This is a genomic window from Vibrio sp. M260118, assembly GCF_036533755.1.
Lineage (GTDB): Bacteria > Pseudomonadota > Gammaproteobacteria > Enterobacterales > Vibrionaceae > Vibrio.
This window is the reverse complement of the sequence record NZ_JATABG010000194.1, coordinates 1-14410: the sequence shown is the minus strand read 5'-3', so window position 1 is coordinate 14410 and position 14410 is coordinate 1. Positions and strand designations below refer to the sequence as shown.

The window sequence follows — 14410 nt, the reverse complement described above, 5'->3', positions numbered from 1 at the left end:
GCCGGAGAGCAAGGACGCGGCTTTGCGGTGGTCGCTGACGAGGTTCGAACTTTGTCGCAGCGTACGCAAGAGTCAACGCTAGAGATTCAGACTATTGTTGAGAAATTGCAAACCGGCGCTGAAAAAGTTGAAGTTGTGATGAAACAGGGCGGGCTTAAAGCCACTCAAGCTTCAGAGCTCTCTGCTCAAGCGGGAGAAACACTCGACAGAATCAATCAAGAGGTCCACACCATCGAGGAGATGGCTCAGCATATTGCAACTGCGGCCGAAGAGCAGACGGTTACGGTGAATGATATTAACCGTAACGTGGTCAGTTTGAGTGATATGGCGAGCACGGTATCCAGTGAGTCGGCTCAAATGGCTTCATCGGGCAAAGAGCTGAAACATGTGTCAGAGAATCTGATGACCATGATCAACCGCTTTAAACTCGCGTAACTGCGTTACATAAAATTGGCTCAATCAAATTAGATGTTTGTGGGTCGCTAGTGTTAGAATCGTCGCAAAATTTCTAGCACTAGCAAACTTATGAGACACCTGCAAACCACGGTTCATTCTGACTTAGAACACTTAGACGATAAGTTAATCGTAAAGCGCAATGCGGCACGAGCTATTGTTGTTGATGGTGAAGACATTCTACTTTTGTACACCGAGCGTTATCACGACTACACGATACCAGGTGGTGGCCTCGATGACGGTGAAGATATTATCGCAGGAATGGTGCGTGAGTTAGAGGAAGAGACCGGGGCAAATAATATTCATGGAATCAAGCCTTATGGTATCTATGAGGAGTTTCGACCTTGGTACAAAGATGATGCCGATGTGATTCATATGATTTCATACTGTTATACCTGTAAGGTCGACCGTGAACTCGGTGATACGAACTACGAGGACTACGAAATTAAAAACGGCATGAAAGCGGTATGGATGAACATTCACGATGCCATCGCTCACAATGAAAAAACCATAGCGGAAAGCCCGAAAAAAGGCATGAGCATTGAACGTGAAACGTTTTTACTGCATTTGATTGCAAAAGAGATGCTATAGCAAATAATAGGGTAACTATCAGGAGTAAAATATCACTTTGGCAGTGTGTTGATTGCTTTTTTCAGCGCATTAAAGCACCGATCATCGATTGCAGAGTGTAAACTTTCCTCCATGATTTCAAGCGTTTTTGGAATGGGAATCGCTCCCCGATAAGGCCTTTCTGCGGTGATGGCATCAAAAATATCAGCTGTGGTGATAATACGAGTGGCTAACGGAATGTCGGATTCTTTTAGTTGTTTCGGATACCCTGTCCCGTCAAGCTTTTCATGATGCGCCCCTGCAATCCAAGCAATCTCCGAAAAGGGTTTTAAATGGCTGAGAATTTTTTCGGTGAGTGCCGCGTGTGATTTAACCGCTTCCCACTCTTCTTCGTTAAGCTTACTTGGCTTGTCTAAAATGGTATTGCTGACGCCAAGCTTACCGACATCATGCAAAAGGGCAGCGCGCTTGAGCCACTTCCTTTGATGTTCATCGATACCCAACTCTTGTGCGATAAAATCTGTATACACGGCAACTCTTTCACTGTGCCCTGAGGTGTAGGGGCTTTTCGAGTCGACAATTCTGCCAAACGCACTGACAATGCAGTCTAAATAGTCCTCATCTATGTTTACACAGGTGTTGGCTGGCGAGAATGACATGACACGTTGAGCAATGTCGTTGGCCTGTAGTCCATCTATGAAGTCTTTATCTTGCGCAATATCGTTAAAAAAAGAAACAATTTTGGGGTCAAACCAAGAGCCGCTTCGAGCTTGAACTTCTTCGATTGCAGTGTCTAAATTGTGTTCAAATTGGAAAACGTCAACCACTTGGGCAAACAAAGCAATCCTAGAATACAGGGGAATCTCTTCATGCTTTAGCTGTGCGGGTCTTCCTGTACCGTCCCAATGCTCATCAAGACTGTGAACACCCGCTGCTATATCTTCACTAAACCTGAGCTCACGGGCGACCTCGGCGCCTCGTGTGCAGCGGGTTTCGATGAGCTCTTGGGCGTATGCTGAACCGTTTTTCAGAATATCCACCGTAGTGGTGATTCTTTCTACCCAACCACGACCAATACCTGTGTTTTTGACGACAAAGTTGATCGCGCTAGAGAGGCTAGTGCCAACCGTTTTATAGTTGCGTTTAAATGCGCGATCATCGGTGAGATAAAGTTCGCAGATACGAGCAGCGTTACTACTACAGCCAGCATCTTTGAGTAGCAGTGTAAAGAACAGGTCGTACAACTGCGCTTCAGATAACTGCATTTTCTCGCCGATATGCATACCGATCCAGCAGCAACGGATACAGTGCTCAGGAGGTTGGCCTTCTGTCATGTCGAGTGCCGTTGTTAGAGAAAGCATGAGTTCTGAAAGCGGAATGGATTGATTTATGTGACGCAGCATTTCTTCTCCTACAAGAGCAACAGTAACTGGCTAAAGGCATTAATTAACAACGACTTTACTTATAAAGGTTAGTGAATCCAATGATGGATCGCCACTTAATAGACTAGGAAAAAGAACAAACAATGATAAAGCTTAAACAAAAAACAATAAAAAGGCCCCACCTTATGTTGCAATAAGTGCGGGGCCTAAATTTTAGTGAGCTAGACGATTAAGCGAGAAGCTCTTTCGCTGTGTTCACTACGTTTTCAGTTGTGAAACCGAACATCTTGAACAGCTCGCCTGCTGGAGCAGATTCACCGAATGTTGTCATACCGATGATCTTGCCGCCGAAGCCAACGTACTTGTACCAGAAGTCCGCAATACCTGCTTCAACAGCGATACGCGCTGTTACGTCTGATGGCAGTACTGCTTCACGGTAAGTTGCGTCTTGCTTGTCGAATGCATCTGTAGATGGCATAGACACAACGCGTACTTGTTTACCTTCCGCTGTTAGCTGAGCTGCTGCTTCTACCGCTAGCTCAACTTCTGAACCAGTAGCGATAAGGATAAGCTCTGGCTTGCCAGCACAATCTTTCAGGATGTAAGCACCTTTAGCGATGTTCGCTAATTGCTCTGCATCACGCTCTTGCTGTGCAAGGTTTTGACGAGAGAAGATTAGAGACGTTGGACCGTCTTTACGCTCGATAGCCAGTTTCCAAGCGACTGCAGATTCCACTTGGTCACATGGACGCCATGTGCTCATGTTTGGCGTTAGACGTAGAGATGCCATTTGCTCAACGGGTTGGTGCGTTGGGCCATCTTCACCAAGACCGATGGAGTCGTGCGTGTACACTTGGATGTTCTGAACTTTCATCAGAGCCGCCATGCGCATTGCGTTACGTGCGTATTCCATGAACATTAGGAAAGTCGCGCCGTATGGTACGAAACCACCGTGTAGCGCAATACCGTTCATGATCGCTGTCATACCGAATTCACGTACACCGTAGTGGATGTAGTTACCTGATGCATCTTCAGCAGAAACAGACTTAGAACCAGACCACATAGTCAGGTTAGAGGGCGCTAGGTCAGCAGAGCCGCCTAGGAATTCTGGTAGCATAGCACCGAACGCTTCTAGCGCGTTTTGAGACGCTTTACGTGATGCAATGTTTGCTGGGTTTGCTTGAAGGTCAGCAATGATTGCGTTTGCTTTCTCTTCCCACTCGGCAGGTAGCTCACCGTTTACGCGGCGTTTGAATTCTGCTGCAAGCTCTGGATATGCTGCTTCATAAGCTGCAAGTTTCTCGTTCCACGCTGCTTCCTTAGCTGCGCCTGCTTCTTTCGCATCCCATTGCGCGTAGACATCTTGCGGAATTTCAAAAGGACCGTACTCCCAACCAAGTTCTTTACGTGTAGCTGCAATTTCTTCAGCGCCTAGTGGTGCACCGTGACAGTCGTGAGAACCAGACTTGTTAGGTGAGCCGAAACCAATAATAGTTTTAGTACAGATTAGCGTAGGGCGCGGGTCAGCTTTAGCCGCGATGATAGCCGCGTTGATCGCTTCTGGATCGTGACCATCAACTGCTGGGATTACATGCCAACCGTAAGCTTCAAAACGCTTAGGGGTATCGTCAGAGAACCAACCTTCAACTTCACCATCAATTGAGATGCCGTTGTCATCCCAGAACGCAATCAGCTTACCAAGACCTAACGTACCTGCTAGAGAACATGCTTCGTGCGAGATACCTTCCATCAGACAGCCATCACCCATGAATGCATAAGTGAAGTGGTCGACGATGTCGTGTCCTGGCTTGTTGAATTGTGCCGCTAGAGTTTTCTCAGCCAGCGCCATACCAACAGCGTTAGTGATGCCTTGACCTAGTGGGCCAGTTGTTGTCTCGATACCCGGTGCGTAACCATACTCTGGGTGACCTGGAGTCTTAGAGTGTAGTTGACGGAAGTTTTTCAGATCGTCGATTGATAGCTCGTAACCTGCTAGGTGCAGCAACGAGTAAATCAGCATTGAGCCGTGGCCGTTGGAAAGAACGAAGCGGTCGCGGTCAGCCCACTCTGGGTTTGCTGGGTTGTGGTTTAGGTGAGAGCGCCAAAGAACTTCAGCGATGTCAGCCATGCCCATAGGTGCACCTGGGTGGCCAGAGTTTGCTTGTTGAACACCGTCCATGCTTAGTGCACGAATTGCATTTGCTAGATGTTTGCGATCCATAATAAATACCGATTATTAGATTGTTTCTTAAAAAGGATGTTAAGAGGGGAACGCAAACGTTCCCCTTTTTAAATTCTGTTGATTAAAGTTTCGCTTCAATCATTGCTTCAAGTTTGCCTTGGTCAACTGCGAAGTTGCGGATACCTTCTGCAAGCTTCTCAACCGCCATTGGGTCTTGGTTGTGATCCCATAGGAACTCAGCGTGAGTCATTGGTGCTGGACGCTCTGCCGCACCTTTAGAGTCAACCAGTTTCTCTACCACTTCACCTTCAGCAGCTTCTAGCTCAGCAAGAAGAGCAGGAGCGATAGTTAGACGGTCACAACCCGCTAGCTCAAGGATCTCGCCGATGTTACGGAAGCTCGCGCCCATTACTACTGTGTTGTAGCCGTACTCTTTGTAGTAGTTGTAGATCTTGGTCACTGAAAGAACACCTGGATCTTCTTGAGCTTCGAAGTCACGACCTTCTTTCGCTTTGTACCAGTCCATTATACGACCAACGAATGGCGAGATTAGGAATACGCCAGCTTCAGCACATGCACGAGCCTGAGCGAAAGAGAAGAGTAGAGTAAGGTTACAGTTGATGCCTTCTTTCTCTAGGATTTCAGCGGCACGGATACCTTCCCAAGTAGAAGCGAGTTTGATTAGGATACGATCGTTAGTAATGCCTGCATCATTGTACATTTTTACTAGCTGACGAGCTTTAGCAACGCTGCCTTCAGTATCGTAAGAGAGGCGAGCATCGACTTCAGTAGAGATGCGACCTGGGATTGTTTTTAGGATTTCTTTACCGATGTTAACCGCAAGCATGTCGCAAGTGTCTTGAACTTGTTGCGCTTTATCAGAGCTCTGCGCTTTAGCGTATTCAATAGAAGCGTCGATTAGTGGTGCGTACTCAGCAATTTGAGCAGCTTTAAGGATCAGAGAAGGGTTAGTTGTTGCATCTTCTGGTTGGTACTTTTTGATTGCGTCAATTTCACCAGTGTCCGCAACTACAGTGGTGAGTTTACGAAGTTGCTCTAATTTATTGCTCATTCCGATCATCCTATTTTTTAGTCTCATACATGCTAAGCAGTGTATGTGTAGTGCATTTGCAAGCGAGTTAACCAATAGTGTAGTTGTACATTTGCTTAGCTAACTTGGAACTTTCAAACGTTTGAGCATTTGTCGTGAACATTTGCTCTAACGCTGAGTAAATGATGGGTTCATAATTATCTTATATAGGTGGAATGTCAATCCACAAACGCACTTTATAGTGACATTCATCAAGTAATTTTTGCCCTTTCATTTCTAGCCCTGCGAGATAAACGTTTGCCAAGCCCAGCCTGCGTTTGAGAGGTGTTGGGAAAGTAGTAAAAAGCGACTGAGAATTTGTAATTGTGATGAGCATATGTTGCTAGGTAAGTGGGTTATGACATATGCTACGCATGTGAGCACATGTTTAGTGCGTAATTAAAGTTTGGAATACGCTGATGAGTAAACCTCAAAATGAGATATCGGATGATAACACCGATCTATTAACTGAAATTTCCGTTGCTTACTATCAAGACGGCGCCACGCAAGAAGAGATTTCTAAGAAGTTTTCGGTCTCTCGAGCAAAAGTTGGGCGAATGCTCAAGCAAGCCCGTGACGAAGGTATTGTAGAAATCACGGTAAAGTACCACCCAGTATTTAGCGCCAAGATTGAGCAGGAGCTGTGGTAACAGTGGGGCAAGGGCGCAATGTCTCTGCGGTCGCGCACCATGTTGGCGTTATTCCCCAACGAGATGTGAAGTTTGTTTGCGGCATTGGCGGTATCCATCCACGGGGGGGGATGTTCAACGCTGACCATATTTGTCGTCAGTTTGCGAAAAGTTACGGTGGCACATCCGAAACGCTTTATGCACCAGCCTATGCTGAAAACCGTGAGCAGAAACTGGCATTTATGCAAAATGCGACAGTTAAGCAGACGCTCGATTTAGCACGTAAAGCCGATGTCGCACTTGTTGGTATCGGAGATATGAGTGAGAACAGCTACATGGTTGATCTCGGTTGGTTTACCGCGGATGAAGTTGTTCAATCGCGCATGCAGCAGGGCGTGGTCGGAGATTTTGCTGGTTATGATTTCTTTGACATTCACGGCCAATCAGCAAAGACCGTGATGAGTGATCGAGTGATTGGTTTAAGCATTGATGAGTTTAGACCTATCTCGGAAGTTATCGCGATAGCCGCTGAAAACAGTAAACCCTTAGCTCTGCTGGGTGCATTGCGTACCGGAGTGATTGATGTGATTGCGACGAGTGTAAGTAATGCGCTAACCGTACTTAACCTTGATGAGCAGATGCAGTAGGAAGAAACCCTAATCAATAACAAGGCAGCCAATGTAGGCTGCCTTGTCTGCTTTTTTAACCCAGTGCGATAGTTAGTCAGTCGCGATGGGTAGTGTTTTACTCGCGCCCCATTCTGTCCAGGAGCCGTCATAGACACTAAGGTTTTCATAACCGCAGATATAAGCTGCTAGCAACACAATACAGGCAGTAACGCCTGAGCCACAGCTGAAAATGGTATTTTGAGCCTGTTTGTTCAGTGTCGTCGAGAGAATGTCAGCCAACTCTGGACTCGACCTCATCTTATGTTGGTCAATTAACTCAGCAAATGGCTGACAGACTGAATTTGGGATATGACCGCTACGTATCCCTTCACGGGGTTCTGGTACCTGTGCGTAGAATCTTGCGCTGGAGCGCGCATCGACAGTTAGTGACTGTGAGTTATCAATTGATTCAACAACAACGTCAGATGAAACGAAGAAACTAGGGTCTAGTGTGCCACTAAAATTACCAATTTGCGTTGGTTGTGAGTACGCTTGGACGACTTGATTTCCTTGTGCTTTCCATTCTGTTAGGCCGCCATCGAGGATATAAACTTGTTTATGCCCCATGGCTTTAAACATCCACCAAGCGCGAGGGGAAGCGAAAGTGCCGCTATTGTCGTAGACCACAATCGTTGAGTTATTGCTTAGCCCTAGCTGTTGGGCAAGTGAATTGAAGCGCTCTTGCGAGGGCATCATATGCGGCAAAGATGCGCTCGGATCGCAAAACTCATTGTCGTAGTCAAAGCGCAGCGAACCCGGAATTAAATTAATGTTATCTTTTTCCACCTCACCCGGAATCTGAAAGTCGATACTCGCATCTAAAACAATCAGGTTTGGGTTAGTGTCTAATTGTGATTTGAGCCATTGAGGGCTTACGAGTGGGTTCATAAGAGTTCCTTTCGTTTATTGTTGGGGCAGGCACTCGACAAGTCGATATGAGTAAAGGTCGGAAACAAAGGCTGACTCCTGTTCAATAACCACTTTAGAGCCCGCTGGGCAATTCATCTTTGGATCAGCCTGTACTAGAAGTTCTTGCTGCTCGCTAGTTGTGACGTTGAGGAAGAGTCGATGGCCATCGAGTGATTGTGTAAGCGTTTGGTTGGTCACCACTCCATCGATCGTCTCTGATTGGCTACTGGGAGCTAGCTTGAGCAGTGCAAAAAGGATAACGCAAGACACAGCAAACGTGGCGACAAATATTTTCGGATTGTTCATTGTCATTTATTTATCACCGCATTTGATTATAACTAGCCACACACAGGGCAATTTGGCATCTTCATTAAGTTCATCTCACGCCAAGACATATTCATTGCGTCTAACATTAAGATCTTACCTTGTTTAGGCTTACCATAGTTGGCAATAACCTTGATGGCTTCCATCGCTTGTACAGCACCTATGATGCCCACGACTGGCGACATAACACCTGCTTCAACACAGCTTAATGCACTAGCACCGAATAGCGAGCTTAGACACTGGTAGCATGGTTGCGAATCGTCTTGATAGGTAAAGACGCTGACTTGACCTTCCATACGTATTGCCGCGCCAGAGACAAGAGGATTTTTAAGCTTGAAGCACAACTTATTGAGCTGATTGCGCGTCTCTACGTTATCAGAAGCATCCAATACTAATGTGTGTTTTCCAATCAATACTTCAAGCTCTGAATCAGACAGACGTTTGTCCACGGTGTGTACATCAAGGTGTGGGTTAAGCTGCCGTAGGGAACTCTGTGCTGATTGTACCTTTTTGCTGCCAATATCAGCGTCGTGGTGTAACACTTGACGCTGAAGGTTAGACAGCTCTACTACATCATCGTCAATTAAGGTCAGTTTGCCAACACCAGCGGTGGCGAGATACTGGCTTGAGGCACAGCCCAAACCGCCAGCACCAAGGATGAGAATTGACGCCTGTTTCAAAGCTTCTTGACCATCAAAATCAAACTCTTTAAGGATGATTTGACGGTTGTAACGAAGCATCTCTTGATCAGATAAGATCTCCAAACTAAACCTCTAGTAAAGGGTGGGGTTGAACAGCTGAATGTTTACGGTTTCCCCTGCTTCGACGCGACCACGCTCGCGTTCCAATACGACAAAGCAATTGGCTAAGCTCATCGAGCGGAATGCGCCAGAGCTTTGGTTGCCTGTCGTTTCCACCACAAACTGACCATTTTCAATGCGATAGATGCCGCGCTGATAGTCTGTGCGCCCGGGTACTTTTTTAAATGCGCTTCGGGTTGTCGCAGGGATAGACTCAGGTGCTTTCCATTCAGTATGACCAGCCAGTTTGGCAAGTAGAGGCTGCACAAGAACATACATAGTGAGTACTGCAGACACTGGGTTGCCAGGTAGGCCACAGAACCAAGCATTTTTGAGTTCACCAAACGCAAAAGGTTTACCTGGTTTGATGGCTAGTTTCCAAAAACCGATTTGGCCTAGCTCCTCTAAAATGTCTTTGGTGTAGTCGGCTTCTCCGACACTAACACCGCCGGATGTGACGACCACATCGGCAACTGTTTGTGCGTGTTCAAAGGTCGCTTTAAGTGTCTCAGGGCAATCGGGAATGATCCCGAGATCGATGGCTTCGCAACCAAAGTTCTCGATTAGTGGTTTGATTCCGTATCGGTTGCTGTCGTAAATCTGACCTTCAGCAAGGTCTTCACCAAGAGGCTTAAGCTCATCACCGGTTGAGAAGAAAGCAACACGCGGCTTACGTACAACGGTGACGTGGCTAATCCCTAGCGTGGCAATCATCGGAATATCGCGAGAGGTTAGGCGCGCGTCTTTGCTTAAAACCACATCACCTTGCTTAATATCATCACCCATTGGGCGAATCTCTTGCATAATGACGGCATCACAACCCGTTGGGATTTTCGCGCCTGTCATAATACGAATGCAGCTGCCTTGCGGCCATTCACCATCAAATGGCTGACCAGCAAAGGATTTTCCGGCCAGAGGCATAACACTATTTTGTTCGAGGTCGGATAAGCGAATCGCATAGCCATCCATTGCCGAGTTATCGAAAGGAGGAACAAAAATAGGGGAAAGGATATCTTCAGCTAACACATAGCCAATCGCTTCAGCAAGTGGGAGTTGTAAGGTCGTTTGGATTGGTTTGATTGGCGATAGCATTTTTTCCATCGCATCTTCGATTGGCATCAAGCCAGGTGCATCACAGCATCCCATATCAAAATCCTAAAATATCTATTTGTAATTATAGGTCGCACTCTACCACAGATGGGCTCAGAGCAGTAATGACCACCGATAAAATATGGGTGTAATTATTCAAAAATCCGAGTATCCTTGTCTGCCATCCTAAAGGGGTAATTAAGAGGAAGTGGTATGTCAGGTCTTAGCGAATCCGCAAAGTTAGTAAAAGATGCGCTAGAGCAACGTGGTTTAGAGACGCCAATGGCTCCTAACCAGTTTAGCCGAGAAGAGAAAAAGGAAAAAATTCAGCATCATATGCGTGAAATTCTGTCTCTGCTTGAACTTGACCTGACCGATGACAGCCTTGAAGAAACGCCCCATCGAATTGCTAAGATGTATGTGGATGAGATCTTTTCAGGTTTAGATTATTCGAACTTCCCTAAAATTACGGTCATCGAGAATAAGATGAACGTGAGCGAAATGGTACGTGTAAAGGATATTACCGTGACGAGCACTTGTGAGCATCACCTTGTGACTATTGATGGTCGTGCGGCAGTGGCTTACATCCCACGTGGCAAGATCATTGGCCTATCGAAGATTAACCGTATTGTTCGTTTCTTTGCTCAACGCCCTCAAGTTCAAGAACGCATGACTCAGCAAATTCTAGTTGCACTACAAACACTGCTAGAATCAGATGATGTAGCGGTGACTATGGATGCGACACACTACTGCGTTAAATCTCGCGGTGTTATGGATGCAACCAGCGAAACCACCACCACTGCGTTAGGCGGTATTTTTAAGTCTAATCCAGCGACAAGACATGAGTTCCTGCACGGCATTCGCTAGGGCTGCGATTAGGTATTGTGATTATCAAAACCGCCTCGCTAATGAGGCGGTTTTTACTTTTTAATCGAGAGCGACGCTTTCGGTAAACCATTAAGGTTAATACAGTGACAGATTCATTTAAGACGTTGGGATTGCGCCCAGAGCTACTCGACACTTTGGATAGCCTCGGCTACACCCAAATGACGCCTATCCAACAACAGGCCCTGCCTTTGGTTTTGCAAGGTAAAGATGTCATTGGGCAGGGTAAGACTGGTTCGGGTAAAACGGCGACCTTTTCACTTGGCTTGCTGTCAAACTTAAATGTGAAACGCTTTCGCGTGCAGACACTGGTGCTTTGCCCGACTCGTGAACTGGCTGACCAAGTTGCAAAAGAGATCCGCACTTTAGCCCGTGGTGTTCATAACATTAAAGTACTGACTCTTTGTGGCGGTATGCCAATGGGGCCGCAAATTGGCTCACTAGAGCATGGCGCACATATCCTTGTGGGAACGCCAGGTCGAATTCTCGACCATATGTCGAAAGATAGAATTAGCTTGGCTGAGCTTAACACTCTGGTTTTGGATGAAGCTGATCGTATGCTTGATATGGGCTTCGAAGATGCCATTGATACGATAATTGAAGCGGCTCCATCGAAACGTCAGACCTTGCTATTCAGTGCGACCTTCCCTGACAACATCGAATCACTTGCGGCCAAAGTGATGGTTAAGCCTGAAATGGTGAAGGTTGAATCGACTCATCAAACAAGCACCATAGAACAGCGTTTCTATAAATTGGACTCTACAGAAGCTAGAGATGATGCGTTAGAGACACTGCTCTTGACCCACAAACCAGAATCCTCAGTGGTTTTCTGTAATACCAAGAGAGAGGTGCAAAACGTCACCGATGAGTTAAGTCATCGTGGCTTTAGTGTTGTAGAACTACATGGCGATATGGAGCAGCGCGAGCGTGAACAGGCGTTAACCATGTTTGCCAACAAGAGTGTTTCTATCCTAGTTGCAACTGACGTTGCGGCGCGAGGCCTAGACGTTGATAACCTTGATGCAGTGTTTAATTTTGAGTTGTCACGCGATCCTGAAGTTCATGTCCACCGTATTGGCCGGACAGGTCGTGCTGGTTCAAAAGGTGTGGCGTTTAGCTTCTACAGCGAAAAACAAGAGTACTTAGTTGCTCGCATTGATGAATACATGGACATCGCTATCAGCCCTGTAGCGTTGCCAGAAAAACCAATCGAGAGACCGTTCTATCCTAAGATGCAAACCATTCAAATCTTGGGCGGTAAAAAGCAAAAAGTTCGTGCTGGTGATATTCTTGGGGCGCTAACTAAACAAGCGGGTCTTGATGGCAAGAAGATAGGTAAGATCAATATCTTGCCTATGGTCTCGTATGTTGCGCTAGAACATGGCATCGTAAAGCCTGCGCTGAAACAACTGCAAACCGGCAAAATGAAAGGTCGAAACTTCAAAGCCCGCGTGATGAAGTAAATCGATATTGATTCGGATAGGTAACCCCCAGCAGCGTATTCTTGCTGGGGGTTATTTTTAGTGGGTAAAGTTATACACTACGCCTAAGCTTGCAACCCAACCTAAGTCACGCTGTACTATGGGCTGTTAGAGTCGTGGTGCTGGAGTTCAAGCTTAGCTAGACCTAACCAATCTTCACTGTAGTGATAGATACCAATCAAGCCGCCTCGATAGACCCAAGTGCTATCCGCTTCAAACTCATTAAAGCGAGACTGACTGGCTTCTTGCGCGCTAACGTTGTAAAGGTGTCGAGATAACTTTTTATCGCGATAGTCTACTTCTATATAGGGCGTTATAGTGAAACGTTCGAAAGGTAAATCTAGCGATCGGCCCAAGTGCAACTGTACTTCATAACCCTTATGCTCATCGGTTACATCATGCATGAAAGTCAGCCTTGCGCCAACAGTACCTAGTGTAATACCAAGTTCACCATTGCCATCGCGATCCTGTGTGCCTGAAGGCAGTTCATCAAAATCATTCGACACTTCCGAAAAGCGCCAGTTACCAGATATGCCGACATACGGTAAGATTGATACGTTCACCAGACTACCATCTATAAACCCATACTCGCCATTGTAGAAAACATTTGGCTCTGCTGATGCTTGGCTTTTATTGCCTTCAGTGAACACTGATTTTCCTAATGTTGCACTCGCACCTAAAAAGCCAAAGTCATCGTATTTTTCATTTGCGACTGCGCTTGGAGCCATCGTTGTCACAATCAAGCTGCTTACGACTAGTTTGATGTTCAATCTCATTATGATTCTCCTTGTCATCTAAATACAAGAAAGGTGATTTGAACATTAAATTGCAATGTGGTTGAAATTTAACTGAAGTTAAGTTTGATATGTTACTTAAGAATAAAAAGCCAACCAGAACAGTTGGCTTTAAGTCGACGTTTGCATGGATTAACTGTCAAATAGGTATAGATACTCGGAGTATCCCTCTTTTTCCATCTCGGCAACAGGGATGAACTTCATTGCCGCAGAGTTCATGCAATAGCGTAAGCCTGTTGGAGCGGGTCCATCTTTAAACACATGACCAAGGTGCGAATCAGCAAAACGGCTTCTTACTTCAGTTCTTGGATAAAGGAGGTGATAGTCAGTTTTAGTGACAATGTAACCTTTGTCGATCGGTTTGGTAAAACTCGGCCAACCGGTACCCGACTTATACTTATCGGTTGAAGAGAACAATGGCTCACCAGTGACAATGTCTACATAGATACCTTCTTCTTTGTTATCCCAGTACTTGTTATCGAAAGCACGTTCTGTACCTTCCTCTTGGGTCACGTAGTATTGCAAATCGGTAAGCTTTGCCTTGATCTCACTATTTGTAGGCTTAGTGTATGGCTTAATATTCGCTACACGTTTTTTATCATCGATTAATTGACGTAGCGTAACCGGATTGTCTTTGCGGTCATCGCCAAAAATCTCATCTAGATACTGGTCACGGCCTGACACATAGCGGTAGTAGTTGTAACGAACTTTATTACGTTTGTAGTAATCTTGATGGTAATCCTCTGCTGGCCAGAACTTGTCAAACTTGATTAGCTCAGTTTTTAGTGGCTTTTTATAAATTCCGAGGTCGTCTATTTCAGCTATAAATTGCTCTGCGATCTGCTTTTGCACAGCATTGTGATAGAACACCGCTGGTCGATAATGAGCCCCTCGGTCGACAAACGATCCTTTGTCATCGGTCGGGTCGATGTGGCGGAAAAACTGATCAAGTACTTGCTCGTAACTCACAGCTTTTGGATCGAACTTAACTTCAATAACCTCGATGTGACCTGTTTTTCCGGACGAAACTTGTTTGTAGGTTGGGTTGTCTACATTGCCACCGGAATAGCCTGCAATTACATCTAGTACTCCGTCTAACTTCTCTAAATCTGACTCAGTACACCAAAAGCAGCCTCCTGCAAGAGTGGCAACTT

At 45.9% G+C, this 14410-nt stretch carries 13 protein-coding genes and 2 pseudogenes; 6 read left to right on the top strand and 9 right to left on the bottom strand.

Annotated elements, in window-relative coordinates; genetic code table 11:
• Together QTO00_RS12290 and QTO00_RS12285 are read left to right on the top strand one after the other, a co-directional pair.
• On the top strand, positions 1 to 435 hold a 435-nt coding region (locus QTO00_RS12290), incomplete at its 5' end, for a methyl-accepting chemotaxis protein (protein WP_331425073.1).
• Between the two features lie 90 nt (positions 436 to 525).
• Positions 526 to 1044 (top strand): NUDIX hydrolase, encoded by a 519-nt coding sequence (locus tag QTO00_RS12285; RefSeq protein ID WP_331425072.1) that lies wholly within the window; start codon positions 526 to 528, stop codon positions 1042 to 1044.
• A 32-nt stretch (positions 1045 to 1076) separates the two neighbouring features.
• Here QTO00_RS12285 and QTO00_RS12280 read toward each other — a convergent pair whose 3' ends face one another.
• Complete coding sequence (locus tag QTO00_RS12280) at positions 1077 to 2426, bottom strand: HD-GYP domain-containing protein (protein ID WP_331425071.1); 1350 nt, start codon at positions 2424 to 2426, stop codon at positions 1077 to 1079.
• On the opposite strand from QTO00_RS12280, the gene QTO00_RS20995 reads away from it, so the two are divergent.
• Complete coding sequence (locus tag QTO00_RS20995; RefSeq protein ID WP_443088924.1) at positions 2415 to 2498, top strand: KxYKxGKxW signal peptide domain-containing protein; 84 nt, start codon at positions 2415 to 2417, stop codon at positions 2496 to 2498. The genes QTO00_RS12280 and QTO00_RS20995 overlap by 12 nt on opposite strands.
• A 136-nt stretch (positions 2499 to 2634) precedes the next feature.
• Here the strand turns inward: QTO00_RS20995 and tkt are convergent, their stop codons facing one another.
• Together tkt and tal are read right to left on the bottom strand one after the other, a co-directional pair.
• Positions 2635 to 4626, bottom strand: coding sequence for a transketolase (tkt, locus tag QTO00_RS12275; protein WP_331425070.1), 1992 nt, complete (start codon positions 4624 to 4626; stop codon positions 2635 to 2637).
• Positions 4627 to 4708: 82 nt separating this feature from the next.
• Positions 4709 to 5659 carry a transaldolase gene (gene tal / locus QTO00_RS12270; protein ID WP_331425069.1) on the bottom strand — a complete coding sequence of 317 codons (951 nt, stop codon included), beginning with the start codon at positions 5657 to 5659 and terminating at the stop codon, positions 4709 to 4711.
• 437 nt (positions 5660 to 6096) lie between these two features.
• Here tal and QTO00_RS12265 point away from each other — a divergent pair.
• Positions 6097 to 6953: pseudogene (locus QTO00_RS12265) on the top strand (sugar-binding transcriptional regulator).
• A 72-nt stretch (positions 6954 to 7025) separates the two neighbouring features.
• Here the strand turns inward: QTO00_RS12265 and QTO00_RS12260 are convergent.
• Genes QTO00_RS12260 through QTO00_RS12245 form a run of 4 tightly spaced genes read right to left on the bottom strand, consistent with a single transcriptional unit; the run spans position 7026 to position 10153 of the window.
• On the bottom strand, positions 7026 to 7862 hold the full coding sequence (locus tag QTO00_RS12260) for a sulfurtransferase (protein ID WP_331425068.1): 837 nt from the start codon (positions 7860 to 7862) through the stop codon (positions 7026 to 7028).
• Positions 7863 to 7877: 15 nt separating this feature from the next.
• Positions 7878 to 8195 (bottom strand): hypothetical protein, encoded by a 318-nt coding sequence (locus QTO00_RS12255; RefSeq protein ID WP_331425067.1) that lies wholly within the window; start codon positions 8193 to 8195, stop codon positions 7878 to 7880.
• Between the two features lie 26 nt (positions 8196 to 8221).
• On the bottom strand, positions 8222 to 8971 hold the full coding sequence (gene moeB, locus QTO00_RS12250) for a molybdopterin-synthase adenylyltransferase MoeB (RefSeq protein WP_331425066.1): 750 nt from the start codon (positions 8969 to 8971) through the stop codon (positions 8222 to 8224).
• 9 nt (positions 8972 to 8980) lie between these two features.
• Positions 8981 to 10153 carry a molybdenum cofactor synthesis domain-containing protein gene (locus QTO00_RS12245; RefSeq protein ID WP_331425065.1) on the bottom strand — a complete coding sequence of 391 codons (1173 nt, stop codon included), beginning with the start codon at positions 10151 to 10153 and terminating at the stop codon, positions 8981 to 8983.
• A 156-nt stretch (positions 10154 to 10309) separates the two neighbouring features.
• Here QTO00_RS12245 and folE point away from each other — a divergent pair, with 156 nt between their 5' ends.
• The gene (gene folE, locus QTO00_RS12240; RefSeq protein WP_331425064.1) at positions 10310 to 10963 is read left to right on the top strand and encodes a GTP cyclohydrolase I FolE; all 654 of its coding nucleotides are present in this window, start codon (positions 10310 to 10312) and stop codon (positions 10961 to 10963) included.
• A 104-nt stretch (positions 10964 to 11067) separates the two neighbouring features.
• Positions 11068 to 12444, top strand: a complete 1377-nt coding sequence (dbpA, locus tag QTO00_RS12235; protein WP_331425063.1) for an ATP-dependent RNA helicase DbpA — start codon at positions 11068 to 11070, stop codon at positions 12442 to 12444.
• A 57-nt stretch (positions 12445 to 12501) separates the two neighbouring features.
• On the opposite strand, the pseudogene QTO00_RS12230 reads toward dbpA, so the two are convergent.
• Positions 12502 to 13238: pseudogene (locus QTO00_RS12230) on the bottom strand (MipA/OmpV family protein).
• Between the two features lie 150 nt (positions 13239 to 13388).
• A partial coding sequence (gene msrB, locus QTO00_RS12225; RefSeq protein ID WP_331425062.1) for a peptide-methionine (R)-S-oxide reductase MsrB occupies positions 13389 to 14410 on the bottom strand: 1022 nt, incomplete at its 5' end.